General features: G+C 47.0%; 21 protein-coding genes. 16 read left to right on the plus strand and 5 right to left on the minus strand.

The window, feature by feature from the left end; all coding sequences use genetic code 11:
• The first annotated feature begins 21 nt into the window (after positions 1 to 21).
• The 6 genes from OEU88_RS13790 to OEU88_RS13815 all read left to right on the plus strand — a co-directional run bounded on the left by OEU88_RS13790 (position 22) and on the right by OEU88_RS13815 (position 8,605).
• Positions 22 to 1,569, plus strand: a complete 1,548-nt coding sequence (locus OEU88_RS13790; RefSeq protein ID WP_262695786.1) for an adenosine deaminase family protein — start codon at positions 22 to 24, stop codon at positions 1,567 to 1,569.
• Positions 1,570 to 1,669: 100 nt separating this feature from the next.
• The gene (locus tag OEU88_RS13795) at positions 1,670 to 3,286 is read left to right on the plus strand and encodes a hypothetical protein (protein WP_262695787.1); all 1,617 of its coding nucleotides are present in this window, start codon (positions 1,670 to 1,672) and stop codon (positions 3,284 to 3,286) included.
• A 55-nt stretch (positions 3,287 to 3,341) separates the two neighbouring features.
• The gene (deoC, locus tag OEU88_RS13800) at positions 3,342 to 4,298 is read left to right on the plus strand and encodes a deoxyribose-phosphate aldolase (RefSeq protein ID WP_262695788.1); all 957 of its coding nucleotides are present in this window, start codon (positions 3,342 to 3,344) and stop codon (positions 4,296 to 4,298) included.
• A 9-nt stretch (positions 4,299 to 4,307) separates the two neighbouring features.
• On the plus strand, positions 4,308 to 6,713 hold the full coding sequence (locus OEU88_RS13805; RefSeq protein ID WP_262695789.1) for an aldehyde dehydrogenase family protein: 2,406 nt from the start codon (positions 4,308 to 4,310) through the stop codon (positions 6,711 to 6,713).
• Positions 6,714 to 6,799: 86 nt separating this feature from the next.
• Entirely contained in the window at positions 6,800 to 7,981 is a 1,182-nt protein-coding gene (locus tag OEU88_RS13810) for an alkaline phosphatase family protein (RefSeq protein WP_262695790.1), read from the plus strand.
• Positions 7,982 to 7,984: 3 nt separating this feature from the next.
• Positions 7,985 to 8,605 (plus strand): LysE family translocator, encoded by a 621-nt coding sequence (locus OEU88_RS13815; protein ID WP_262695791.1) that lies wholly within the window; start codon positions 7,985 to 7,987, stop codon positions 8,603 to 8,605.
• Between the two features lie 3 nt (positions 8,606 to 8,608).
• Here OEU88_RS13815 and OEU88_RS13820 read toward each other — a convergent pair whose 3' ends face one another.
• The 5 genes from OEU88_RS13820 to upp all read right to left on the minus strand — a co-directional run bounded on the left by OEU88_RS13820 (position 8,609) and on the right by upp (position 12,576).
• Complete coding sequence (locus OEU88_RS13820) at positions 8,609 to 9,508, minus strand: DMT family transporter (RefSeq protein ID WP_262695792.1); 900 nt, start codon at positions 9,506 to 9,508, stop codon at positions 8,609 to 8,611.
• An 83-nt stretch (positions 9,509 to 9,591) separates the two neighbouring features.
• Positions 9,592 to 10,488 carry an MBL fold metallo-hydrolase gene (locus OEU88_RS13825; RefSeq protein ID WP_262695793.1) on the minus strand — a complete coding sequence of 299 codons (897 nt, stop codon included), beginning with the start codon at positions 10,486 to 10,488 and terminating at the stop codon, positions 9,592 to 9,594.
• A 23-nt stretch (positions 10,489 to 10,511) separates the two neighbouring features.
• The gene (locus OEU88_RS13830) at positions 10,512 to 11,336 is read right to left on the minus strand and encodes a purine-nucleoside phosphorylase (protein WP_262695794.1); all 825 of its coding nucleotides are present in this window, start codon (positions 11,334 to 11,336) and stop codon (positions 10,512 to 10,514) included.
• Positions 11,337 to 11,377: 41 nt separating this feature from the next.
• Positions 11,378 to 11,932, minus strand: coding sequence for a phosphoribosyltransferase (locus tag OEU88_RS13835; protein ID WP_262695795.1), 555 nt, complete (start codon positions 11,930 to 11,932; stop codon positions 11,378 to 11,380).
• A gap of 5 nt (positions 11,933 to 11,937) precedes the next feature.
• The gene (gene upp, locus OEU88_RS13840; RefSeq protein WP_262695796.1) at positions 11,938 to 12,576 is read right to left on the minus strand and encodes a uracil phosphoribosyltransferase; all 639 of its coding nucleotides are present in this window, start codon (positions 12,574 to 12,576) and stop codon (positions 11,938 to 11,940) included.
• A 189-nt stretch (positions 12,577 to 12,765) separates the two neighbouring features.
• On the opposite strand from upp, the gene OEU88_RS13845 reads away from it, so the two are divergent.
• From OEU88_RS13845 to OEU88_RS13890, 10 genes are all read left to right on the plus strand, one after another.
• A complete protein-coding gene (locus tag OEU88_RS13845; protein WP_262695797.1) occupies positions 12,766 to 13,767 on the plus strand; it encodes a BMP family lipoprotein in 1,002 nt (333 codons plus the stop codon).
• 38 nt (positions 13,768 to 13,805) lie between these two features.
• Entirely contained in the window at positions 13,806 to 15,359 is a 1,554-nt protein-coding gene (locus OEU88_RS13850) for an ABC transporter ATP-binding protein (RefSeq protein WP_262695798.1), read from the plus strand.
• Positions 15,359 to 16,465: an ABC transporter permease gene (locus OEU88_RS13855; RefSeq protein ID WP_262695799.1), complete on the plus strand. Its 1,107-nt coding sequence runs from the start codon at positions 15,359 to 15,361 to the stop codon at positions 16,463 to 16,465. Before OEU88_RS13850 ends, OEU88_RS13855 begins: the two co-directional genes overlap by 1 nt.
• A complete protein-coding gene (locus tag OEU88_RS13860) occupies positions 16,465 to 17,436 on the plus strand; it encodes an ABC transporter permease (protein WP_262695800.1) in 972 nt (323 codons plus the stop codon). Before OEU88_RS13855 ends, OEU88_RS13860 begins: the two co-directional genes overlap by 1 nt.
• A complete protein-coding gene (locus tag OEU88_RS13865) occupies positions 17,420 to 17,869 on the plus strand; it encodes a cytidine deaminase (RefSeq protein ID WP_262695801.1) in 450 nt (149 codons plus the stop codon). The genes OEU88_RS13860 and OEU88_RS13865 overlap by 17 nt, the downstream gene beginning before the upstream one ends.
• 2 nt (positions 17,870 to 17,871) lie before the next feature.
• Positions 17,872 to 19,209: a thymidine phosphorylase gene (gene deoA, locus OEU88_RS13870; RefSeq protein WP_262695802.1), complete on the plus strand. Its 1,338-nt coding sequence runs from the start codon at positions 17,872 to 17,874 to the stop codon at positions 19,207 to 19,209.
• Positions 19,210 to 19,212: 3 nt separating this feature from the next.
• Complete coding sequence (locus OEU88_RS13875; RefSeq protein WP_262695803.1) at positions 19,213 to 20,430, plus strand: phosphopentomutase; 1,218 nt, start codon at positions 19,213 to 19,215, stop codon at positions 20,428 to 20,430.
• Positions 20,431 to 20,482: 52 nt separating this feature from the next.
• Entirely contained in the window at positions 20,483 to 21,259 is a 777-nt protein-coding gene (locus OEU88_RS13880; protein WP_262695804.1) for a S1/P1 nuclease, read from the plus strand.
• A gap of 436 nt (positions 21,260 to 21,695) precedes the next feature.
• Positions 21,696 to 25,022, plus strand: coding sequence for a TonB-dependent receptor (locus OEU88_RS13885; protein WP_262695805.1), 3,327 nt, complete (start codon positions 21,696 to 21,698; stop codon positions 25,020 to 25,022).
• Positions 25,023 to 25,193: 171 nt separating this feature from the next.
• The gene (locus OEU88_RS13890) at positions 25,194 to 25,841 is read left to right on the plus strand and encodes a TetR/AcrR family transcriptional regulator (RefSeq protein ID WP_262695806.1); all 648 of its coding nucleotides are present in this window, start codon (positions 25,194 to 25,196) and stop codon (positions 25,839 to 25,841) included.
• The last annotated feature ends 3 nt before the right edge of the window (positions 25,842 to 25,844 follow it).

A 25,844-nucleotide genomic window follows, 5' to 3' on the forward strand; every position in this document is an offset into this window, starting at 1 on the left:
CAAGCTTTCATGGAGAGATAAATGCGCGGGTTTATATTTGTTTTGTCTTTTGTCTTAAGTGGTTTTGTGTCTTTACCGCTGTTTGCGCAGGATCAGGCAAGACTGGCGCGGGTAGCAGGACAGGCTCTTGACTGGCATATGGAGAACGGTCGCGCACGCCAGGCATTTGAGAAATTACCCAAAGGCGGCGATATTCACACACATTTGCGCGGTGCAATTTATGCGGAAACTTGGCTTGACTGGGCCGCAGAAGACGGATTGTGCGTTGACACTACTGTGCCCGCGATTGTTTTCAAGCAGGCCAACACATGTGAAGCAAGTGGTTGGATTACGGCTGAGGCGGCTCGGCTTGACCCTTATTATAGACGCAGCATCATTGACGCCTTGAGCACGCGCAGCTATGTGCCAACCAATGGCTGGACAGGCCATGACCAGTTTTTTGAAACGTTTAACCGTATTAACGTGGCGCCGCACCGCTTGGGTGATCAGCTAGCAGCTGTCGCAGAGCGAGCAGGAAAACAGAATATCCTGTACCTTGAGCTGATGGAAACACTGGTTTTACCGGAACTGTTCCCTCTGGTTGCAGGCATCAATATGTCGGGTGATGTGGCGACTGATTATCAATCTTTATCTGAAAGTGCTTTTGGTCGTGAAATTGACAAGCTGGCTGCATCGATTGGCCGGCAAATCGCGGACGCTCGGACCAAGAAAGACAAATTGCTTCTTTGCGGTACACCAAACGCTAAAGCTGGTTGTGATGTTGAGATAAGGTTCCTTCATCAGGTTATACGTGAATTTGACCCATCGATGGTTTATGCCCAAATCATGCTCGGGTGGGCCGTGATGGAACAAAATCCGCTGGTCGTTGGTCTTAATCTTGTCGCACCTGAAGACGGTTATGTGGCACTTCGAGACTATACATATCACATGGAGATGATTGATCATCTATACAGAACACGTGGTCCGCAAAACATAACATTGCATGCAGGCGAGCTGGCGCTTGGTTTGGTGCGTCCAAAGCAATTGAGGTTTCATATTCGGGAGGCGATTGAAATCGGACACGCCAAGCGCATAGGGCACGGTGTTGCTATTGCCTATGAAGATGATCATGAGGCCTTATTGCAAAAGATGGTAGATGACGACATCTTGGTTGAAATCAATCTCACAAGTAATGCGGTTATTCTCGGCGTTGAAGGTCAAAACCACCCACTTGTATTATACCGTGATTTACGCGTGCCATATACTGTAAGCACTGATGATGAAGGTGTATCGCGTATTGACCTGACGCATGAATATATACGTTTGGCACAAACGTTCGGCGTAAGCTATTTCGAACTTCGGTATGTTTCGCGCAACTCACTATCTTATAGCTTTCTTGACGGCGAAAGTCTCTGGACTTCCGATGACTGTTCACATGACGTAATTGAAGCAAAAGCACCTAGTGTTACTTGTCAGCAATTGCTTGATCAGAGCGAAAAAGCGCGCCTGCAATGGAAGCTGGAAGAGAAGCTGCGTGTGTTTGAAGCTAATTTAAAGATACCAAAAAGAGAAAGAACTTCTTTTGAATAGTGATTTGTTCGCTTACTAAGTATGAAAATATTTCAGCGTTGCTTGCGTGCGCTAAATACTGATGACGATGGATCAGAATCTGATCCTCAGGGGAGAGTATATGTCTGACAATAAAACACCAACAGCGTTTGCTGTTGCATCGCCTTCTTCACAAACGTCTGCAGATATTAATGCAGGGTTTGCATTTTTTCTGGATGCGGTGGTCAATATGTTTGTGCTGGCGGGTGTGCTTTTGGGGGCGTTTAGTTTCCCTTCAGAATATGTATTTGGCCGTATCTTGCCGGGTGCTATTGTCGGAATCTTGTTTGGTAACATGGCCTATATCTGGTTTGCCAAACGTACGGCAAAAGAAATTGGAAATGACGCACTAACCAGTATCCCGCTTGGGATTGATCTCCCCACAATTTTTGGTATGTGCTTCTTCATTATCGGCCCGATTTATACTTTCAACCTGGAAGCTCTAGGCCCTGATGCTGCAGCGGAAAAGGCTTGGATCGTTGGTATGGCATGCACGCTATGGATGGCGCTTATTAAGTTTGGCCTGTCCTTCTTTGGTCGGGCAATGCAAACAGAATTGCCGCAAATGGCTCTCATTGGTGCGATGGCAGGTATTGCGACAGTATGGCTTGGTGCTGAAGCAATCTTTGGTATTTTTGAATTGCCGGAAGTTGGTATTGTTTCCCTCATAATTATGGCCTTTGCTCTTATCGCAGGCCACAGATTACCGTTTAATATGCCCGGTGCGGTTATCGCAATTTTTGCAGGAACGGTATTTTACTACATTCTCGCTTATGCTGGTGCAGGCGAGAACTATGTAGTGAGAGAAGCACCTGAACTTATTGCTGCGCTGCCAAAACCTGCACTTGGTGGTTTGTTTGCTCTATTTGGGGATGCAACCAATTACTTGGGCATTGTGCTACCGTTTGCTTTGTTGATTGCGGCAAGCAGTGTCAATGTTGTGACGGGTGCGCGGGTTATTGGCGATAATTACGATGCGGGTAAAGTTGTACGTATTGATGCACTGACAACCGCTATAAGTGCTTTGTTTGGCGGTGTTGTGCAAACCACACCTTATTTTGGCCATGCGACATACAAACGTATGGGTGCCCGCACTAATTATGCCATTGGCGCTGTCAGTGTTATTGCTGTTGGTGGCTTTCTTGGTGTTATTGCGTTGGCATCGCAGATGATTCCTGCTGGCGTTTTGAAACCAATTCTGGTTGTTGTTGCGTGCGATATCATGCGACTTGCTTTTACAGGCGGAGATGTGCGCCACGCACCTGCGCTATTGTTTGCAATTGTGCCGGGTGTATTGAACTATACATACACAAAGGTTTCAGATCTTTACGGCAGGATTGATAACACGGTTCAACAAGCGCTGGGAGCAGATTGGACAGCGGGTTACCACTTGCTTGGTGTGATGTCGCGAGGCTACATTTTAACCAGTATTATATGGGCAGCTTTGATTGTCTGGATTATTGACAAGCGGTTGGAACGTGCTGCATTCGCGGCTATCACCGCTGCAATATTCACTGAGTTTGGGTTAATCCACTCAGCACTTCCATCAGCCGGTATGTATCTGCCGTGGGCTATTCCTGATCTTGGTGGTCTTGAGGTGCTGCCGCACCGGTTGGCTGCTGGATATTTAATTGCTGGTTTGTTGTTACTGGGTTTTGGGCGAATGAAAAATTTACCTGAGGCTGAAAACAAATCTTGACCAAACAGTCAGTATTAGCGTTTAACCATGCTAATACTGTTTTGGGACGAATGATGTGACTGAGAATTTTGTAAATCAAGGAACCGCATTTCACGCTGATTGGCTGGATGGTATCCGGGTTAATAAAAGTGCGGTTGAGCGGCGTACGAATACGCTAGCTGGTCGCCGGGCTGTAAAAAAAGAAGCGCAGGTTGCCTTCATGTTGAAGGCGGTAAGTTGCATTGATCTGACAACCCTTGCTGGCGATGACACGCCGGGCCGTGTTCGCCGCCTTTGTGGTAAAGCTATGCATCCGGTACGTAGCGATGTCCTTGTTGCCTTTGGCGCGCAGGATATGCGTCTAACTACAGGCGCAGTTTGTGTTTACCATGAAATGGTCGAAGAGGCTGTGAAAGCACTTGGTAGCTCAGGGGTGCCTGTCGCGGCTGTTTCTACCGGGTTTCCAGCTGGTCTTGCACCAATGGAGACACGTCTTGAAGAAATTCGCCGTTCGGTTGCTGCCGGTGCTCGCGAGATAGATATTGTTGTGACGCGAGCTCATGTACTTAACGGCAATTGGCAAGCACTTTACGATGAAGTTAAGGCCTTCAAGGAAGCTTGTGGCCACGCACACATGAAAACCATTCTGGCAACAGGTGAACATGGGAACCTGACACAGGTTGGTAAAGCGTCAATGACAGCCATGATGGCAGGCTCTGACTTCATCAAGACATCCACAGGGATGGAAGGTATCAATGCTACATTGCCGGTGTCCCTTGTGATGATCCGCCAGATCAGAGACTTTTATGAACGCACCGGTATCAAGGTGGGATACAAGCCAGCTGGTGGCATTAAAACTGCGAAGCAAGCTGTGTTATACTTGTCTCTTATCAAAGAAGAGTTGGGGCGTGCGTGGATGGAGCCGGAGTTATTTCGGTTTGGTGCATCCAGCTTGCTAGGCGATCTGGAACGACAATTAGAATATCATGCAACAGGCGGCTATTCCGTCGCGTATCGGCATCCGATGGGCTAGGGGGCAATCATGAGTGTTACTGAAAAGTTTGAAACTATGGACTATAGCCCAGCATTGGAAAGTCGCGCGAACGCAGATGCGTGGTTGACGTCAAATGATCATGCCTTCGGCATGTTTATTGATGGTAAATGGGTAAAGCCAGAAGGTGCTAAGTCTTTTGATACTTACGCTCCGTCAACAGGTGAGAAGCTGGCAACAATTACAGCCGCACGCCAAGAAGATGTTGATGCGGCTGTTAAAGCTGCGCGCGAGGCGCAGCCGATATGGGCAAAGTCAGGCGGGCATACCCGGGCACGCTACCTGTATGCATTGGCGCGTTTGGTGCAAAAGCATTCACGTGTGCTTTCTGTTTTAGAATCGCTTGATAACGGCAAGCCAATCCGAGAAAGCCGAGACATTGATATCCCACTTGTTGCGCGTCATTTCTATCATCATGCGGGATGGGCGCAGCTTCTAGGTGAAGAATTTCCGGCACACGAGGCAATAGGTGTTGCAGGTCAGGTTATTCCGTGGAACTTCCCGCTTCTAATGTTGGCATGGAAGGTGGCTCCAGCGCTTGCTGCCGGTAACACAGTTGTATTGAAGCCGGCTGAATTTACTTCGCTAACGGCATTGATGTTTGCCGAGCTTTGTGAAGAGGCTGGCTTGCCTGCTGGTGTTGTTAACATTGTTACCGGTGCTGGTGATGTTGGTGCCATGATCGTTGATGCTGATGTGGACAAGGTTGCCTTTACGGGCTCCACCGGTGTGGGTAAAGCCATTCGCCGCGCTATTGCAGGCAGTGGTAAAAAATTGACGCTGGAGCTTGGTGGCAAGTCGCCTTTCATCGTTTTTGAAGATGCTGACATAGACGGTGCAGTTGAAGGTTTGGTCGATGCTATCTGGTTCAATCAAGGTGAAGTATGCTGTGCAGGGTCACGCCTGCTGGTTCAGGAAGGCATTGCTGAACGTTTCTTTGCGAAGTTGAAGGCCCGTATGGGCAAGCTGCGCATTGGTGACAGCCTTGATAAATGTATCGACGTTGGTGCCGTTGTTGACAGTGTACAGAAAAAACGCATTGAAGAATTGATTGCTAAAGGCGTTGATGAAGGTGCTGAAATTTTTCAGGCAGACTGTCCAATGCCATCTGCTGGCTCTTTCTATCCACCAACACTGGTTACAGGTGTGGGTACGGATAACATTCTGTTCAAAGAAGAAGTGTTTGGTCCGGTTCTGACAGCAATTACTTTCCGAACCCAAGGTGAAGCAGTTGGCTTGGCTAACAACACACGTTATGGCCTCGCCGCGACAGTGTGGTCTGAAAGCATAAGTCGTGCGCTTGAAGTTGCGCCTGCGTTAAAGGCAGGCATTGTATGGATAAACGGAACCAACATGTTTGATGCCGCTGCAGGCTTTGGTGGCTACCGTGAGAGTGGATTCGGCCGCGAAGGTGGCCGCGAAGGCATGCTTGCATATTTGAAACCACGCTATGAAGCTTCGCTTAAAGATATGAAATCAACTCTAATGCCAAGTGCCGTTAAAAAGCCCAAGGCAAGTGGTGAGCCAGGCATTGATAAAACAGCGAAGTTTTACATTGGTGGCAAGCAAGCGCGGCCTGATGGCGGCGACTCTGTTGTAGTAGCTGACCATAAAGGTGATTTTGCAGGCTTGATTGGCGCAGGTAATTACAAAGATATTCGAAATGCAGTTGAAGCAGCGAACGGTGCTGCAAAGTGGGCTGCAACTTCAGGGCATCTGAAGGCGCAAATTCTATATTATATCGCTGAAAATCTTGGTTATCGTGCAGAAGAATTTGAAAAACGCCTTGTTTCATTGACGGGAGCCAGCAAAAAGGCAGCCGCGCAGGAAGTCGCGGTTTCGATCGAGCGTTTGTTTACAGCTGCTGCAATGGCAGACAAGCATGACGGTGCTGTACACCAGCCACCCATACGCGGTGTTGCGCTCGCTATGAATGAAGCGGTTGGCACCATTGGTATTGTATGCCCTGACGAAGCACCGTTGCTTGCGCTAGTAACGCTTGCCGCATACGCAATTGCTGCCGGAAACACAACAGTGGTTATACCGAGTGAGCGATATCCCCTACTTGCAACAGATTTCTATCAAATTCTTGAAACATCTGATCTGCCCGGCGGTGTGATTAACATTGTTGCAGGTGAACGCGGGGCAATGACACTACCGCTTGCCAAGCATTACGGTGTTGATGGACTGTGGTATTTTGGAACAAAAGACGGTAGCACAATGGTTGAACGCGAAGCTGCCGAGAACATGAAACGCACATGGGTTAACTATGGGAAAACTTATGATTTCATGGATGCGACGCAATTTAGTGCCCGTACTATGATGGAGCGTGCGTCAGAAGTGAAAAACATATGGGTGCCATACGGTGATGCCAACGAGGGTGGTAAACCGTATTAATGAAGCCTTTCTATAAAGCTTTATGTTTAGTCCTTTTTGCTTATGTGTGCACTTCAAACGCGAGCTATGCAAAAGACAAACTTGCGGTGGTTATACTTGTTGATGGGCTCGCACCGGCATTCGTTGATAAAGTCGACACTCCAACGTTTGACCGGTTAGCTCGTGAAGGTGTTAAAAGCGATCATTTGATCCCTGTTTATCCAACTGTATCCATGTCTAACCATACTAGTTTCACGACTGGGTGCTGGCCAGAAAATCACGGGATACTATCAAATAGATTTATCGACCCTGAGCGTGGTTTGTATGATAGCTCGCTCGATGCTGATTGGCGAACCGGCTGTGAGAGCATTTTTGAAGCTGCCGAACGTCAAGGTGTTACCTCGGCTGCAATTGGTATTACGGGTTTTGCTTCTTCTAGTAAGGGTAAGCGAGCAACTTTTGTATCAAAAGAAACAAAATGGTCTGACTACCCAAGCGATACGGAGCGCGCAAATGAAGTTGTGCGTTTACTGAGGAAACCAAAAGAAGAGCGGCCATCACTGATTGTTGTATATTTTCAGGAGCCGGATCATTCAATCCACTATGATACCTCTATCGTCAGGACTTTGATGTCTAATCTAGATGCTGCGATTGGAAAGGTGTTGAATGCGCTAGGTGGGTTACCAGATGATGTTGAAAAGGCGTTGTTCATAGGAGCTGATCACGGTCATAAGCCTGTTGAACAATATGTAAATATCAAAAGGATACTAAATAAACACGATATTGAAGCTGATTACGCTTCCTCTGGCGCCAGCAGTTTTTTATATTTCAAGAATGAAGCAGCAATAGATGCTGCGTTTACGGCTCTTTCAGATTATGAATTTTTGAATGTGTACCGCTCGAACGAGCTCCCTTCATATGCTCGGATTGGCAAGGGTAGCCGTGTAGGTGATTTATTAGTGCAGGCGAAACCGCCGTATTGGTTGGAAGACCCTGATCAGTTTCCCGATATCGTTCACTGGTTAGGTATGACACACATCTGGCCCGTTGCGTTTCAGGTCCCGACAGGTGGATTGCAATCCACACATGGTTATCCGCCGGATGTAGTTGAAATGCATGGCGCTTTTTATGCTTGGGGTGACGGTATTAAGCGTGCAATTACCATTGATACGCTCAATCAAGTTGATGTTCACCCAACCGTTGCCTCGTGGTTGGGCATTGATCCAGGAACTCCCGTAGACGGAACTGTGATAGAGTCGTTGTTTAGCTCGCAAGAGAAAATTGAGTGATATATGCCTGATGTTTCTGCGATTGTTGTGTTTGTGGTCGCACTTTTGATAAGTGCGGGTTCACCTGGGCCTAGCATTGCTGCAATGGTGTCTCGCGTTGTGACTAAGGGCTGGCAAGACGTTGTGCCCTTTGTGGCTGCCATGTGGATTGGTGAAGTAATATGGATGACACTGGCTGTCGCTGGTCTAGCGGCTGTCGCTGACATATACGCATGGGCATTTACGTTGATCAAATATTGCGGCGTCGCTTACTTGGTATATTTGGCTTGGCAAATGTGGACGGCACCAACATCTGGCACCGCAGAATTGCAAGCGCCCGAAGCGAAGAATAATTTTAAAATGTTTCTTGCCGGTTTTGCCGTAACAATGGGTAACCCCAAGATTGTTATTTTCTATATGGCGCTTTTGCCCACACTCATTGACCTGAAAAATATCACGATTGCGGGGTGGCTTATACTGTCCGTTGTAACACTTGTTACTTTGGCATGTATTGATATTGCCTACATTATGTTGGCAAGCAGGGCCCGGCGCTATTTGCAAAGCCCGAGAGCGCTGCGCTTATCTAATCGTATCGGCGCAACTGCAATGGGCGGCGCTGCAGCGTTTATTACCGCAAAATCATAATGCTTAAAGACTTGGCCGGGTATTCCTGACTGACCAACTGCTTGCAGTGCGTTCACGCAGTAATGAGTACAGGCCTGTTGTAACCACAATAGTACTGCCTATTAGAACAGCTGTGTCAGGTATGTGATTAAACATAACGACACCAATAATCATTGCCCAAATTAAAGCTGTATAACGAAATGGTGCAGCAAAGCTAATTTCGCCAACCCGCACTGTCATAATGGTGAAAAGATAACCAAAGAATATAAAGATAGCCGCCCCTGCCAGCACACTTATGTTTTTGGTAGAGACTTGCTGCCAACCATCAAAGGGAATCATTGCGGCACTCGCTAGTGTCATCAATGTTGAGGTTGTAAAGGCGATGAATAGCGACGGCATTTCAGGGTCAAAACGGCGTGTGCATAAGTCACGTAAAACCATGAAAAATACGGTACCTAATGCAAATAAATAAAAGGTGTTTATGCCGTCTGCGCTTGGTCGTAAAATAACGACAACGCCAATGAAGCCGATGGCAATGGCGATGTATCGACGCCAGCCAACACGTTCTCTCAAAAATAAAGACGCTGCTAATGTTACGGCAAGCGGGGAAGCCATCAAAATGGCCGTTGCGTCTGCTAGAGGAATGTTGAACAGAGCCGTTAGGTAGCAAAAAGTGCCTCCCATTTCTGCGAGCATTCGCACAATGAGCAAGCGACTCATTTTGGCTTTTGGGTGCAACAAAGCCCCGTTCCGCCAAGCCAAAATGCCAATGAGCGTAGTTGCCATGACACCGCGAATGAAGATGGATTGAAACAAATGCAAATCCGAAGAGATCAGCTTCATCAAGCCGTCATTGAAGGTAAAGCCCATCATGCCAAGCACCATAAAAAGTGCGCCGCGCATATTGTCAGATAGTTTTGTCACTCAATGTTACCCTCGTTTCATCAACCACGACCTCTGTGTCATGGATAAGATTGAGCATCAAGGGGGTTTAAGTTCTAGCAGTGTTACTCAACATCAATCACCATGAGGTCATCGCCCCATGTAATTGGACCTGTGTAGGTAGAGCCAATTTGTTTCAACATGGCTTGTTTGCTGCCACTGAATGGGAGTTGATGATAAAGCACTACCGACTTTACACCAGCATTTGTAGCAAGCTTGCCAACATCTTTGGCAGAAGTATGCGCTTTACTGTGATAGTTTTGCCATTCTGGTTTTCGTTTTTTAAGCGCCGCGCCATCGTAGGCTTCATGAACAAGAATATCCGCATTTTTTGCCGCTGCTTCAAGCGCCGGGCAATATGTTGTGTCACCTGAAATAACGACGGCCTTGTTGTTGTGGGTGAATTTATACCCGAATGCTAATTCCCAATCACCGTGGCAAACAGGAATTGCTTCTATGGTTACGTTGTCATCATTAAAAATTATGCCGCCAGTGCTTTCATTCACAACTGTTTTCCAACCTGTTGCGTTTGCTGGCTCAGCACCTTCAAGTCTCATTTGCAAGTCAACGGCATAGGCGGTCTCGATACCGTTGACCATTTCCTTGATGCCTGTTGGGCCCCAAATTTGAACCGGATCAACGCGGTTTAATGTCCACGGAGAATACATGATGTCAGGCAGGCCAAGTGTATGGTCTGAATGTAAATGCGTGATCAAAACGCGAGAAAGGTTTGGTTGGGTCAAAGCCTTTTCACCAGCAATATGTGCGGCTGATGCGCGGCGCACAACACCGGGCCCAGCGTCAACAATCCATGCTTTGTCATTAATTATAACAGCTGTCGCTGGCCCCGATTTCTCAGGATCAGCAAAGGGAGTACCAGTACCAAGCAATATAATTTTCATATCCGCAAAAGCGGAAGATGAAATCAGTATAATTGCGATGATACTGGCGATTAATCTCAAGTGTTTACCTACTAAATTATTATCTAAGCGGCGATTTGCTCTACGAAAGCACGTAGCAGCTTTTCAAGGTTCACTGCAGCAATTGCACCGAATTCCATTGTCTCGTGATGCGTTAGCTCATCACCTGTCATACCTGCGGCATAATTGGTGATAGAACTTACACCGCATACGCGCATGCCAACATGGCGCGCGGTTAAGCACTCAGGCACCGTAGACATGCCTACAGCATTTGCGCCCATTACACGAAAAGCCTGAATTTCGGCAGGTGTTTCGAAGTTAGGGCCCATTGCCATCAAATATGTACCTTTATGCAGTGGAAATCCGAGTTTATCAGCGCATTTTTCGAAGGTACTTGTTAGTTCTTTATCCCAGGCATTGGTTACATCTGGAAACCGAGGGCCAAAGCGGTCGTCATTTACACCAACAAGAGGGTTAATGCCTGAGAAATTGATATGGTCTGTGATGGCCATCAAGCTGCCGGGGCCTGCGTCTTTCATGAGACTGCCTGCCGCGTTAGTAAGCACCAGAATTTCAACACCCAGTGCCCATAAAACGCGTGTGGAAAACGCAAGTTTTTCCGGTGAATTACCTTCATATGCATGTGCGCGGCCCTGCATACAAATAACGGGCTTTCCTTCCAGCGTGCCAATCAGCATGCGGCCAGCATGGCCCTCAACGGTTGGTTTGGGAAAACCTGGTAGATCAAGAAATGAAAATACCGTTGCGTTCTTAACTGCATCAGCAAGGCTGTTCAATCCACTGCCCAATACCATTGCGATGCTTGGTATGTCGCCGTCAAAACGTTCTTTGATGTATGCTGCGCATGATTGTACATCTTTATATGTCATGGCGGTGCCCCTTAATACTTGTGTTGGAATGTTTGGCCGAATTAAATTTCTATTTCCGGCAGGTCCAGATTTTTGTGCTTTTTGATTTCTTCACGTGACATATCAGACAATTCGTGTGGGAAGACCAACCAATCATCAGTTTCATGGCAATAGAAATCTGGCGCAAAATCAGTGACATTGCGTGTGGGTTTATAGAAAACCGTAGCAATTTTGATGATTTCAGGCGTGTTTCGACGACATTTTGCCCGGATATGGTCAATTGTTGCTGCGATTGAGCGACCTGAATCGAAAACATCATCAACTATTAACAAGCTGTCTTCAGCATTAATGTTGTTCACGATGTACTCTAAGCCATGAACCTTGACTTCTTTTTGCTGCTGCATGCCAACATAGCTTGATGTACGGATTGCGATATGATCAGTATCTACGCCGTAATAGTCGAGGATTTCCTGAACAGCGATGCCGGTTGGTGTGCCGCCGCGCCATACACCAACGATGAACTTGGGGCGAAATCCGCTTTTAAGGATCTGAATACCTAGATCAAACGAATCATCCAGGAGTTCTTGCGCTGTTACATATTTCTTTTCAACGGACATATAGCTTACCCTTCTTTCGTACCAAATAGCCGATCACCGGCATCACCTAGACCTGGCACAATGTAAGCCTTGTCATTCAATTTCTCGTCAATAGACGCTGTTACTACCTGTACATCGGGGTGTGCTTCCGTGAAGGCCTTAATTCCCTCAGGTGCGGCCAGCAAACATACAAACCGCAAATCTTTTGCACCGGCGTCTTTAAGTTCTTGTACAGCGCGTATGGCTGAATGGCCTGTGGCAAGCATGGGGTCCAGCACAACAGTTAACCGTTTATCTATACCTTTAGGCACCTTGAAAAAATACCGCGTGGGCTGAAGCGTTTCTTCATCACGGGCAAGTCCAACCTGGCCAACGCGTGCGGAAGGCACCAAATCCAGCATTGGCCCAAGCAGGCCATCCCCTGCGCGCAGGACTGAAATGAATGCTAACTTCTTTCCAGCCAAAACAGGTGATTTGGTTGGGCAAACGGGCGTTTCTATCTGTACATCAGATAAGGGCAAGTCGCGTAAAACTTCATAGCCCAGAAATAGACCTATCTCTCGTAGCAATTTACGAAATTCCGCAGTACTTGCTTCCTTTCGGCGCATTAAGGTGAGTTTATGTTGAACCAACGGATGGTCAACAACGGTTACTGATGTGTTCATGCGTTTGCTCTCCTTGTGCCGAACGAGAAGATTAAATAGTCAATTTTACCATGCAATGTCGACTCAATCTTGACTAGTTTGTCAAAAATGGTTGACCGTTGATGTCTGCTCTGGTTCCCTTGCGCCCGCACCCCTATTCGATGCATAAGAGAGCATAGGCATTTTTACGCCATTGAGGAGTATAAATTAGTGAAACTTTCGATAAGCAAAATATTAGCTGTATTTGTATCTTTAATTGCTTACGCAAGTGCTGCCACTGCGCAAGACTTCAAGCCAGTACTGCTCTATGATATTGGCGGAAAATTTGACAAATCCTTTAACGAGGCTGCTTACCGCGGTGTTGAACGGTTTAACCAGGAAACGGGTATTGCGTTTCGGGATTTTGAGCCAAATAGCGAAACACAATACGAACAGGCATTGAAGCGATTCGCACGCCGCAAGGCGGATATCATTGTAGCCGTCGGTGTTGGATACTCTGTTGCTGTGCGTAATGCTGCGCAGCGTTTCCCGGATATCAAATTTACTATCATTGACGGTATTGTGGACCTGCCGAACGTGCAGTCGATCACTTTCAAAGAAAACGAAGGATCGTTTTTGGTTGGAATGATTGCTGGAATGACAACTAAAACCGGTAAGGTTGGCTTTATTGGTGGTATGGACATTCCACTTATTCGTCGCTTTCAGGCGGGGTACCAGCAAGGGGTAACCTTTACAAACGCAGATGTTGATTTCATTGAAAATTATGTTGGAACAACACCTGCAGCGTGGAATGACCCTATTAAGGCTGCCGAAATGGCGAAGTCTCAATATGCGCGCGGCGTTGATGTTATCTTCTCTGCTGCAGGCCCCTCTGGTCTTGGCGTTATTAATGCCGCAAAAGATGACGGCAAACTGGCAATCGGTGTTGATAGTAATCAGAACCATGTACAGCCCGGGTCGGTGCTGACCAGCATGCTAAAACGCGTTGATCTTGCTGTATATCAAGCGATGCAGGAAGCCAGAGATGGCACATGGGCACCGGGCCACCGTATACTTGGTTTACCTGAAGGCGGTGTTGACTATGCTCTTGATGAGCACAATGCGTCACTCATCACTGACGAGATGAAAGCGCGACTTGATGATGCGCGTGCCAAGATTATCGCAGGTGAGATCATTGTTTCAGATGTTGCGGGTAGTAACGCGGGGCATTAAGCATTCGCGTTGACGATAACGGAAGTATAGAGACTGACATGAAGCCAGCAATTGAGACGCGAGAGATATCAAAACGTTTCGGCGCTGTGCAAGCGAATGACCAGATATCTCTGGTCGTTGATAAGGGGTCTGTTCACGGCATTGTTGGTGAAAATGGTGCTGGAAAATCTACCCTTCTGAAGATGTTGTTTGGTTTTTATACACCAAATAGCGGCGATATTTTAGTTGATGGTGAGCATTGCAGGTTTTCCAATCCTACCGATGCAATGAGTGCTGGCATCGCAATGGTGCACCAACATTTTATGCTGGTTGAACCTTTCACGGTATTAGAAAACATTATTCTTGGTGCTGAAGGTGCAGGCTTGCTTAAACGTGCGTGCGCCGAAGCATCAGTAAAAATCAAAAAGTTAGAAGAAGAGTTTGGTTTTAATCTGCCTTTAGATACACCTGTGTCACATCTTTCTGTCGGCGAACGACAACGCGTTGAAATACTTAAGGCATTATACCGCGGTGCGGAAACGTTGATCCTTGATGAACCAACGGCTGTGTTAACGCCTCAGGAATGTGATCAGCTTTTTGCGCTGATTAATGTGCTGAAGAGTCAGGGCAAAACGGTGTTGTTTGTAACGCACAAATTGCATGAAATTATTGCTGTTACGGATGCTGTAACCGTTATCCGTGGTGGTAAAGTGATCACGCGTATGGCGACGAGTGAAACCACGCCTGATCAACTGGCAGAGGCAATGGTTGGTGCGAAAATCACGCGTGCTGTGGAAGCAGAAGATAGGGGCGGAGCAGCGCAGGCACGCCTGAGGCTTACCAATGTTTGTGCTTTGTCGGATATGGGTCATGCTGCGCTGGATAGTATCAGCTTTGAACTATACGACGGTGAAGTATTAGGTGTTGCGGGCGTTGCGGGTAACGGTCAGACAGAACTTCTGGAAGTATTATCCGGTATGCGCCGTGTCACTGATGGTGAAGTTACCATTTCAGGAAAAGTAACGAATACATCGGATCATATGTATGATCCAATAATGTTACGTGACATGGGCTTGGCGCACATCGCAGAAGACCGTTTAAAAACTGGCGTTGTATCAAGCATGACTGGTAGGGAAAATGCGGTCCTGGGCTATCAAAGGACAAATGATTTCAGTAAAGGCGGGCTACTCAAGCTAAATGCAATAGCTGATGCCGCTGATACTTACTATGAAACGCAGGATGTAAGACCACGTGATCCGGATTTGCCGCTGGAGGCCCTGTCAGGAGGTAATCAACAAAAGTTGGTGATTGCACGCGAAATTGCGCGTGACCCTGAGATTATGGTTATAGGGCAGCCAACGCGGGGTGTCGATATTGGCGCCGTTACAAAAATACATGACCAAATCATAGCTCTTCGTAATCAAGGCAAAGCTTTATTGGTTGTCTCGGCTGATTTGGATGAATTAATGGTGGTGAGTGACCGTATAGCGGTGATGTGTGATGGGAAATTAGCAGGGATTGTTCCTGTTGATCAAGCAGATGAACGCACACTTGGCCTGATGATGGCCGGAGATGCCAGTACTGCTGAACAGCAAACTCAGGCGTCCGTGTAATGAATGCTGCACCTAAAATATCAGGGGTTGTTTCCGCGATTGTATTGCCGCTAATTAACCTTGTTGTGGCACTGTTGCTATCTGGTTTTGTGGTGTGGTTAATCGGTGAAGATCCTGTTGCTGCGCTTGGTTTTCTTATCGAAGGTGCTTTTGGTTATGAAGAAGCAATCGGATATACCTTCTATTATGCTACGAACTTTATCTTCACAGGCCTCGCCGTATCTGTCGCGTTTCATGCTGGCCATTTCAACATTGGCGGTGAAGGACAAGCAATGCTTGGTGGGCTCGGGCTTACACTCGCCGTGTTTTGGTTGGGTGATGTATCGCCCCTGCTTGCTATCATTGGGGCGATTGTAGGTGCCGCACTTTTTGGTGCCGGGTGGGCCTATATTCCTGCAGTATTACAAGCTAAGCGCGGCAGTCATATTGTTATAACGACGATCATGTTCAACTTTATCGCTTCAGCATTGTTGGCTTATTTGTTGGTGGGGCCATTACAACGGCCTGGTGGTCAAATGCCTGAAAGCAGTGATTATCCAGATGGTATAGCCCTAACGAAGGCTGATGAATTACTTGAGTTGGTCGGTATCAGTTTTGAACAAAGTCCACTGAATGTTTCGTTTCTAATAGCTTTATTTGCGGCATTCGCTGTTTGGTTTTTATTGCGCCGGACGCGATTTGGTTACGAAATGCGTGTGGTTGGCCAAAACGCGGAAGCAGCAAAATACGCGGGAATTTCAGTGCCGAAAGTAACCGTTATAGCCCTTATGTTGTCTGGCGCTCTTGCAGGCATGATGGGGTTGAATGAATTACTGGGTGAGCAATTGCGGCTGATTGGTAATTTTACTCTTGGCTATGGTTTCGTTGGTATTGCTGTGGCGTTTATGGGGCGTAACCATCCTTTTGGTATTGTGCTCGCCGCCATATTGTTTGGTGCAATTTATCAAGGCGGTGCAGAGCTTGGCTTTGAGATGAGCAAAATCACACGAGACATGAGTGTTGTAATTCAAGGCTTGGTCATCCTGTTCGCCGGCGCGATGCCGCACTTGTTCAAACGACCTATTGATGCATTGTCAGCGCGGTTTAAAACGCGAGGTAATGTGTGATGGAGTTCCTCACTGACCTTGTCTTGCTTTCGAATTCTACGCTGCGTGTAGCAACGCCGTTATTACTTGCTGCTTTGGCGGGACTATGTTCCGAGCGCGCGGGAATTGTCGATATTGGCCTTGAGGGTAAAATGCTGGCGGCTGCATTTGCTGCTGCAAGCGCTGCTGCTGTAACCGGCTCACCATGGGCCGGGTTGCTGGCGGGCATAATGGCATCTGTACTGTTGGCGCTTATTCATGGGTATGTTTCCATCAACCAGCGTGGCAATCAGATTGTATCAGGTATGGCAATTAACATTCTTGTGGCAGGGCTTGCACCAACACTAGCAAATGCCTGGTTTTCCAGGGGTGGCCAAACACCGTTGCTGGGAAATGAGGCACGCTTTACCGAAATTACATTACCGCTTGCGGATACATTAAGCTCGGTGCCAGTAATCGGTGATGTATATAGTAATGTATTATCCGGTCACTCTATGCTGACATATGTAGCCTTTGCGTCCGTACCTGTGGTGGCGTGGGTACTATATAAAACACGTTTTGGCTTGCGTTTGCGTGCTGTTGGTGAAAACCCGGAGGCTGTCGAAACAGCCGGTATTTCAGTTGTTCTGTTACGGTATCAAGCCATGATAATTGCGGGTATTTTATGCGGTATTGCGGGCAGTTCTTTGTCCACAGCTCTTGGAGCTGGGTTCATACGAGACATGTCTGCTGGCAAAGGGTATCTCGCGTTGGCTGCGATGATTTTTGGCCGCTGGAAGCCCGTACCAACGCTGCTGGCTTGCCTCTTGTTTGCTTTTGTTGATGCGCTTCAAGGACGATTGCAAGGTGTTGAGTTGCCGCTTATCGGTGAAATTCCTGTACAGTTTACCATTATGTTGCCGTACATTCTTACAGTAGTGATTTTAGCTGGATTTGCAGGTAAAATGGATGCGCCGAAAGCCAGCGGCATTCCTTATGAAAAGAATCGATGACATGAAACAGGATCAGTTGATTGCAGCAGCGATTGAAGCAAGAGCGAAAGCTTATGCACCGTACTCTAATCATCCAGTTGGTGTGGCACTGCTTGCTGATGACGGCAACATATATAGCGGCTGTAACGTTGAAAACGCTGCGTACCCACTCGGGTTTTGTGGTGAACCAAACGCCATTGGTAATATGATTATGGGGGGCGGTAAAACCATCCGGCATTTGGTGGTCGCAGGCCCGGGGTATCATGTGTGTACACCGTGTGGGGGCTGCCGGCAGCAATTGCGTGAATTTACAGGTGCGGACGATATTAGGATAACGGTTTGCGATGTAACCGGCGCAATTGTGAGCGAAACAACTTTGTCGGCTTTGTTGCCGCATTCATTTGCTCCGGAAAATGTAGCTGAAGTATCGAGTATGGAAAGTAATAAGTCATGAGTATGGGTGCTTTTATACCGCAAGAAATTATACGCCAGAAGCGTGACGGCCAGACAGTCAGCGATGCTGATATCGAACGATTTGTTGCAGGCATCACTAGCGGTGAAGTTGCCGATGCGCAAATCTCAGCTTTTGCTATGGCTGTGTTTTTCAATGGTATGTCAGCAGAGGAGGGTGCTGCCCTCACGCTTGCGATGCGCGATTCCGGGGATGTGATGAATTGGCAATCGCTTGGCTTTGACGCAGGTGCACCGATTGTTGATAAACATTCTACAGGCGGTGTGGGTGACAAGGTAAGCTTGATGCTTGCGCCGATTGTTGCAGCGTGTGGTGGTTTGGTGCCGATGATTTCAGGTCGCGGGCTTGGTCATACAGGTGGCACGTTGGATAAGTTTGAAGCGATAGAAGGCTACGACCCATATCCCAGCATTGATAGGTTCGCGGAGATTGTCAGAACAATTGGTTGCTCCATTATTGGCCAAACGGGGGAACTAGCACCTGCTGACAAGCGCTTTTACGGCGTGCGGGATGTCACGGCGACTGTAGAATCAATACCACTGATTACTGCCTCTATTTTGTCCAAAAAGCTTTCGGCTGGATTGGGGTCATTGGTGATGGATGTAAAGTTCGGAACCGGCGCATTCATGCCGAACTATGCAGCATCCAAGGAATTGGCTGAAAACATTGTGCGGGTAGCCTGTGCGGCGGGCACGCCTACTCGGGCACTGTTAACTGATATGAACCAAGTTTTAGGGCGAACAGCTGGTAATGCAGTTGAAGTTGTTGAGGCAATTGAATTCCTTGTAAATCCTGCTACTGCCGATGCACGTTTGATGGAAGTAACGCTAGCGCTGGCAGCGCATATGTTGGTGATAGCGGGCATTGAGTACAGTGTTGAGATAGCTACAGAAAAAGCGCGGCAGTCCCTTGCTTCAGGGAAAGCGGCGGAATTGTTTGAGCAGATGGTGACCGCGCAAGGCGGAACACCAAATATTCTGTCAAACTATCAAGCAACGCTGAAAGTCGCGGCGAAAGCATATGCCATTAAACCAAAACAAGCTGGAATAGTGACTGGCATGGATACACGCAGCATTGGAATGGCGGTTGTTGCGATGAAGGGTGGGCGTATCGACCCGAAAGCATCCATTGATCATAGCGTCGGGTTCACCGATATATGCCAGATTGGTGATAAAGTTGATGCGGATGCACCTTTGGCAATTGTGCGTTGCCATTCTGATGAGCAAGCACGTGAGGCCATAAAGGCGGTTCAGTCGGCAGTTGTTGTCGCTGATATAAAAGAGGCACCTTTGCCTGTTATTTCTGAAGTGATTGAAGGTTAAGTTATGGCGCGTGCATTTATAATGGTTCTGGACAGTTTCGGTATAGGCGCAGCTCCGGACGCTGAAAAGTTTGGCGACGTTGGCTCTGATACATTTGGTCATATTGCGGAATGGTGTGCTGCTGGCAATACTGCCGAAGACCGTCCAAATGCTGGTCCGATTAATGTGCCTAATATGGTGAAACTTGGTCTTGGTAAAGCAGCTGAGATTGCAACGGGAAAAGTTCATGCTGGAACTGAATATGACGGTCAGGTTAGCGGCTTTTATGCTGCATGTGCTGAGCGATCGTATGGTAAAGACACACCTTCCGGTCATTGGGAGATGGCAGGTCTACCAGTTGAATATGATTGGGGTTATTTCCCAGCAGAATTTCCGAGTTTTCCGGACGATTTAATAGCCAAACTGATCAAAAAAACCGGCATTCCCGGCGTTATTGGTAACAAAGCCGCTTCTGGCACCGTGATTTTGGATGAATTAGGTGCAGAGCATGTGCGCAACGGTATGCCGATTGTATATACATCAGCGGACAGTGTTTTTCAGATTGCTGCGCACGAAGAACATTTTGGGTTAGAGCGCTTGTATGAGGTTTGTGAAGCCGCACGTGTTTTGGTTGATGACTATAATATCGGGCGTGTGATTGCCCGGCCGTTTGTTGGTGATGAAGGTGATTATGCCAGAACCGGAAATCGCCGTGATTATGCGACACCACCGCACGAAGAAACATTGTTAGACAAGCTAAAAGCAGCGGGTCGGGAAGTTATATCTGTTGGCAAAATTGCTGATATTTTCGCACATAGTGGATTAACCAAAAAAGTTAAAGCCAACGGTTTGGATGGATTGTTTGACTTAAGTTTGAAAATGCAAAACGAAGCCGAGGATGGCTCGCTTACGTTTATCAACTTTGTTGATTTTGACCAAACATATGGTCATCGCCGTAATGTGGCGGGATATGCAGCTGCATTGGAATATTTCGATGCACGCCTTCCTGAGTTTACAGATAAAATGCGTGACGATGATGTTGTTATATTAACGGCAGATCATGGCTGTGACCCGACTTGGCCCGGCAGTGATCATACACGCGAACATGTACCATTTGTTGCATATGGCCCGTCATTTAAGGTTGGTAGTGGCGGCGTACGTAAAAGCTTTGCTGATATTGGGCAAACGGTTGCAAGTCATTTGGGAATCGCTCCTCTGAGTGAAGGCGAAAGCGTAATTTAAAGTACGTCAATTCAAGAAACTTTCGGGGTTTCATTTAACAAGGAAATTCATCGTGCGGAAATTTGCATTTCTATTATTCGCTGTCACATTGGCTACAAGCAACGTAAGCGCATACGGCCCAACAGGGCACCGTGTCATTGCGGAGTTGGCATCATTGCACCTAACACCAGAAGCACGGGCAGCAGTTGAGCGCATTCTTGGTGACGAGTTTATGGCTGAGGCTTCCACCATGCCTGATGAAATGCGTTCCAACCCGGATGAATTTTGGCAGCGAGAAGCTGGCCCATACCATTATATTAATGTTTCGCCAGGGCAAACATACGAAGAAAGTGAGAAAAATCCGGCAGGAGATGCACTCACGGCCCTTGAGAAATTTACTGCAGTTTTGAAAGATGATGCTGCCAGTGTAGAAGACAAGCGCCGTGCTATCTGGTTTGTGATTCATATCGTTGGAGATTTGCATCAGCCGCTTCATGTCGGCCATCCGGAAGATCGGGGCGGTAACCGGGTTGATGTTGTTTGGATGGAAGAGCTAACAAATCTACACCGTGTTTGGGACGAGCATATTATTGATCATCGTGATTTGTCTTTTACGGAATGGACCCGCTTTCTCAATCGCAAGATCAAACCTGAAATGATCACTAGGTGGCAAGAAGCCAAGCCGATTGACTGGGTGCATGAAGATATTGTTCTGCGTGATGACATCTACGCAAATAGCCATGGTATCCTGTCATGGGATTATGCCTACAAATATATGCCGCTGATTAAAAGCCAATTGTCAAAGGGCGGTGTGCGTTTAGCTGGTTATCTCAACGAAGTTTTTAAATAGATTGGCGTGTGAGCTAGGCTAACCATAGCCTTTCTCAACTATAGTTCGATTTTGCGTCGATTCGGGCGGATTTAGCTAGATAATGCGAATTTTGATGCGTGCACACATACATGTGGCATGTTGATGTATTCCTTGAGCGGCAACTATGTCGCATTTTGGCAACAGTTTAGAACTTGATGTGCCCAGAACTGATCATTGGTTTAACGAATCTTGACACTTTCGTCAAAAAACTGAAATGAAACGCTCCTAGAAGGGTGCGACACACCAGCTTTTGTGCCGGTTTCTGGATGGACTTGACCTTTGGGTCAAGATTTGATCAGCTACAGGTCGGGGTTATGTGTACATCTTTTTTTAGAGACCTCTCGTGAGAGGTTAGTTGGTCGCTTTCAAAACGTCCTGTGGTTTGAATGCAACCATTCATAAACGGAGCTTGGGAATGAATCGCCTATTTAGAACGACGCTATGCAGTAGTGTAGCGCTTGCTGCTATGGCAGCATCCGTGCCAGCAATATCGCAAGAAATTACAACATCCATCCGTGGTACAGTGACAACACCAGCAGGTAATCCTGCAAGTGGTTATGCTGTGGTTGTAACTGACACGCGTACTGGTGCTCGCCAAACAACGACAACAAATGCTAGTGGTAACTTCAGTGTTCGCTCATTGACAGTTGGTGGCCCATACACAATTCGTGTAAGCGGTGGCCAATATGAAGATATCCTGGTTACAGACGTTAGTACGTCTCTTGGTAATACAGCAAGTTTCAACCTTGCTCTATCTGATGCGCAATCAGGTATTGAGGAAATCGTTGTTGTTGCTTCTGCAGCGTCTATCACAAACCTTGCGATTGGCCCTGGTACATCGTTCAACCTGACTGATATTGAAGCTGTTCCATCTGTTAGCCGTCAAATTCGTGACGTTATCCGTATTGATCCACGCGTAAACATTGACCGTGGTAGCGGGGGACAAGGTTTTGGTATTTCATGTCTTGGTGGCAGTAACCGGGTTAACTCTTTCACAATTGACGGTGTGCGTGCAGCAGACCCATTTGGTTTGAATTCATCTGGTAACCTGGCGCGTAATACATTCCCAATTCCATTCGACACGATTGCTGCAACATCTGTTGAGTTCTCGCCTGTTGATGTTGAATATGGTCAGTTCACCGGTTGTAACATTAACGTTGTTACAAAATCCGGTACGAACGACTTCACGGGTTCTGCATTCTTCCTATACACTGGTGATAACTTCACGGGTGACCAGATTGAAGACACCACTATTGCCTCTGACTTCAATAACTATAACTGGGGCGCTGAACTTGGTGGCCCGATTATCGAAGACAAATTGTTCTTCTATGGTTCATATGAAGAAACAAGCTCTGGCGGCATTCAGGATGAAGGCCCAATTGGTGGTGGTTTTGCAAACGAAAGCGGCGTAACTGTTGCTGAAGCAGAACGTATTCGTAACATCTTGATCAATAGCTATGGTCGTGATCCGGGCGGTATCATTCGTACATTGCCACAAACGAGCCGTCGTTTCTTCGGTCGTTTGGATTGGCAGATCAATGATCAGCACCGTCTGGAAGCGTCATACTCACGCCTTGAAGAAAATGCACTACTTGGTGATGATATTAGCAGTGGCCGCGGTGAGTTTACGTTCGAAGACAACTTCCAGGATCGTGGTTCTGTTTCTGACACGTATGCGGTTCGCTTGTTCTCAAACTGGACAGATAACTTCTCGACTGAAATTCGCGCATCTCGTAACACAGTTGGTGATATTCAAAGTCCAACACTTGGTGGTGAAGCACAAGAAGCTAATCCAATTCCAAGGATTGCTATTGGACCATTCGGCAACGAATTCTTTGGTCAGGACTTTGCTTCTGGCCCGGGTGTTTTCCGTAGTGCGAACCAACTAGATACTGAAGTTGATCAGATCAAGCTGAAAGCTGACTATGTAACGGGTAACCACACTATCACTGCTGGTTACGAGCTTGATAGCCTTGACGTGTTTAACCTGTTCATTATCAACGCAACAGGCACAATCCTGTTTGATGATATTGATGCACTTGAAGCTGGTTTGGCCCGTGAAATTACTGGCAATGGTTCTTTCACCGGTAATGCTGCTGATGGGGCTGCTGAATTTTCTCGTGATATCCACTCTATCTATTTACAAGACGAGTGGCAGGCAACAGACAGCTTAAACATTGTTGCTGGTCTGCGTTACGATTTCTATAAATCAAGCGATAGCCCAATCAATAACCCAGTGTTCCAAAACCGTTTCGGTTTTGCCAATACGCAAGCATTCGATGGTTTGGATGTGTTCCAGCCACGCATCGGCTTCAGCTGGGAATTGCCTGAAAACTTTGGTGATACATCGATAACTGGTGGCTTTGCTCGCTTCTCAGGTGGTGATCCAACAGTTTGGTTTGCGAACTCATTCCAGAACTTTGGCGGTGCCATTGGTTTTGGTAATGCAACAAGCGACGATAATGGTTTATGTACAGCTGCTGATCTGCAAGTTCTTCAAGGCGGCGCATTCACAGGCATTCCTGCATGTGTGGCTCTTGAACAGCAAGCACAAGCTGGCCAAAACCTTGCTGATGTGGCGGCAACTGATCCAAACTTTAAGCCACCAAGCCAAGATCGTTTCAGCTTTGGTATTTCACACTATACGCAAGACTGGAGCGCAGACTTCTTCAACGATTGGCAAGTAAACTTTGACTTTATCTACGGTAAAAACAGAAACGCTGTAGATTTCGTTGATTTGAGTATTGCGCAAACAGGTACTGCACCGGATGGTCGTCCAATTTATGGACGTATTGATCCGACTGCTGCTGGATGTAATGCTGTACTAAACGATGACCTTCGTGGTTACTCAGGTACGACTGCTGAGTGTTTCACTGGTGGTTTTGGTCAGAACATCATTCTGACGAATGCTGCTGATGGCCGCAACGGCGACAACTACTCATTCTCGGCACAGTTTGCTAAAACGTTTGATTTCTCTGACACTGCATCAATGAGCTTCCGTGCTGGTTATGCATATGCTGATGCAAATGTTGGTAACCCAGGTACAAGTTCTACTGCGGGTTCGAACTTTGAAGAAGTTGGAACGTCAGACTTTAACAATGTTCCTGTTGGCAATTCTACATTCACCAACATGCACAACATTGTAATTAGCACGACTTTCCGTGAAGACTTCTTTGATGATCTTACGTCAAGCTTAAGCTTCTTCTTCCGCGCCAACTCTGGTCGTCCACTATCATTTGTGTTTGATGCACGTACATCGCGTGATGCATTTGGTGATAGTGATGATGAAGCACGTAGCTTGCTATACATTCCAACTGGCCCGAATGATCCACTGGTAGATTTCTCTGCAATTGATACAACTGCTTTCTTCAACTTTATCGAAGAAAACAACTTGTCTCAGTTTGCTGGTGGCATTGTACCACGGACGTCGTTTGAACAGCCTTGGAACGCAGATCTTGATATTCGTTTCCAACAAGAGCTTCCTGGCTTTGGCTTCACTGACAAAGACGAGTTCCTGTTGTTCATCGATTTTGAGAACGTACTTAACTTCATCGATAGTGGTGCTGGTGTTCAGCGTTTTGTGAATACAAGTAACACAGGTGAGGGTATTGACGTTGTTGCAACAGATATCGTTGACGGTCGTTTCGTATTCCGCGACTTTAACCCTGCTGCGATTAACGAAGACATTGATACTGGTGATACGCTATGGCGCATTCAGTTCGGTATCAAATACAAGTTCTAAGCTTTAGTTTGAACTGAGATATATAAACGCCTGGGTTTGCCCGGGCGTTTTTTTTTGACATTTATACAGATGGTGCAAACAAGGCTATCCATAATGTAATACAGGCGCTATACGGGGTTCGGTGAGTGGTTGTTTTGGTTGCACTTATGAGCATAAATTTGGGGAATAGATATGTCTCATCCGGCTGACAATAATACGACACATAAGGCGGGTATACGCCGTGAGAACGTGAATAAAATTCTCGAAGCAGCGGAAAGTGTGTTTGCCGTTAATGGTTTTAATGGTGCAAGTGTCGGTTTGATTGCCGAGCGAGCAAATGTTCCAAAACCAAATGTTTATTACTACTTTGGCACCAAAGAAGATTTGTACCGCCGCGTTATTGAGGACGTATGTTCCATGTGGTTGCAGGCGGCAGATACTTTTGATGAAACAGATGACCCTGCTACGGCTATCAAGCGGTATGTTGCAGCTAAAATGGACCTAGCACGTGCACGGCCAAATGGATCACGTTTGTGGGCCATAGAAATGGCTTCAGGAGCACCGTTTCTCAAAACATATCTGGAAAGCACAGTGAAGCCATGGCTTGAAAGTCGAGAGAAGGTTTTGCAAGGCTGGATCAAAGAAGGCCGTTTGCAACCGATGAACACACGTTACTTTTTCTATATGATTTGGGCTGCTACTCAAAACTATGCTGACTTTGCTGCGCAAATTAACATTATGAATGATGGAACGCCGTTATCGGACGCTCAATTTGAAGAAGCTAAGTCCTGTGTAATACGTATGATTGTACAAAGTGCAGGCTTAAATCAGGGCGTATGATGG

Origin of the sequence: Kordiimonas aquimaris, from assembly GCF_025574485.1 — a bacterium.
Taxonomy (GTDB): domain Bacteria; phylum Pseudomonadota; class Alphaproteobacteria; order Sphingomonadales; family Kordiimonadaceae; genus Kordiimonas; species Kordiimonas aquimaris.

Excerpts from the sequence above, each read along its gene's own strand:
- OEU88_RS13790 (WP_262695786.1), top strand. The coding sequence starts at position 22 with ATGCGCGGGTTTATATTTGTTTTGTCTTTTGTCTTAAGTGGTTTTGTG.
- OEU88_RS13795 (WP_262695787.1), top strand. The coding sequence starts at position 1,670 with ATGTCTGACAATAAAACACCAACAGCGTTTGCTGTTGCATCGCCTTCT.
- OEU88_RS13805 (WP_262695789.1), top strand. The coding sequence starts at position 4,308 with ATGAGTGTTACTGAAAAGTTTGAAACTATGGACTATAGCCCAGCATTG.
- OEU88_RS13815 (WP_262695791.1), top strand. The coding sequence starts at position 7,985 with ATGCCTGATGTTTCTGCGATTGTTGTGTTTGTGGTCGCACTTTTGATA.
- OEU88_RS13830 (WP_262695794.1), bottom strand. The coding sequence starts at position 11,336 with ATGACATATAAAGATGTACAATCATGCGCAGCATACATCAAAGAACGT.
- OEU88_RS13835 (WP_262695795.1), bottom strand. The coding sequence starts at position 11,932 with ATGTCCGTTGAAAAGAAATATGTAACAGCGCAAGAACTCCTGGATGAT.
- upp (WP_262695796.1), bottom strand. The coding sequence starts at position 12,576 with ATGAACACATCAGTAACCGTTGTTGACCATCCGTTGGTTCAACATAAA.
- OEU88_RS13850 (WP_262695798.1), top strand. The coding sequence starts at position 13,806 with ATGAAGCCAGCAATTGAGACGCGAGAGATATCAAAACGTTTCGGCGCT.
- OEU88_RS13855 (WP_262695799.1), top strand. The coding sequence starts at position 15,359 with ATGAATGCTGCACCTAAAATATCAGGGGTTGTTTCCGCGATTGTATTG.
- OEU88_RS13860 (WP_262695800.1), top strand. The coding sequence starts at position 16,465 with ATGGAGTTCCTCACTGACCTTGTCTTGCTTTCGAATTCTACGCTGCGT.
- OEU88_RS13865 (WP_262695801.1), top strand. The coding sequence starts at position 17,420 with ATGAAAAGAATCGATGACATGAAACAGGATCAGTTGATTGCAGCAGCG.
- deoA (WP_262695802.1), top strand. The coding sequence starts at position 17,872 with ATGGGTGCTTTTATACCGCAAGAAATTATACGCCAGAAGCGTGACGGC.
- OEU88_RS13875 (WP_262695803.1), top strand. The coding sequence starts at position 19,213 with ATGGCGCGTGCATTTATAATGGTTCTGGACAGTTTCGGTATAGGCGCA.
- OEU88_RS13885 (WP_262695805.1), top strand. The coding sequence starts at position 21,696 with ATGAATCGCCTATTTAGAACGACGCTATGCAGTAGTGTAGCGCTTGCT.
- OEU88_RS13890 (WP_262695806.1), top strand. The coding sequence starts at position 25,194 with ATGTCTCATCCGGCTGACAATAATACGACACATAAGGCGGGTATACGC.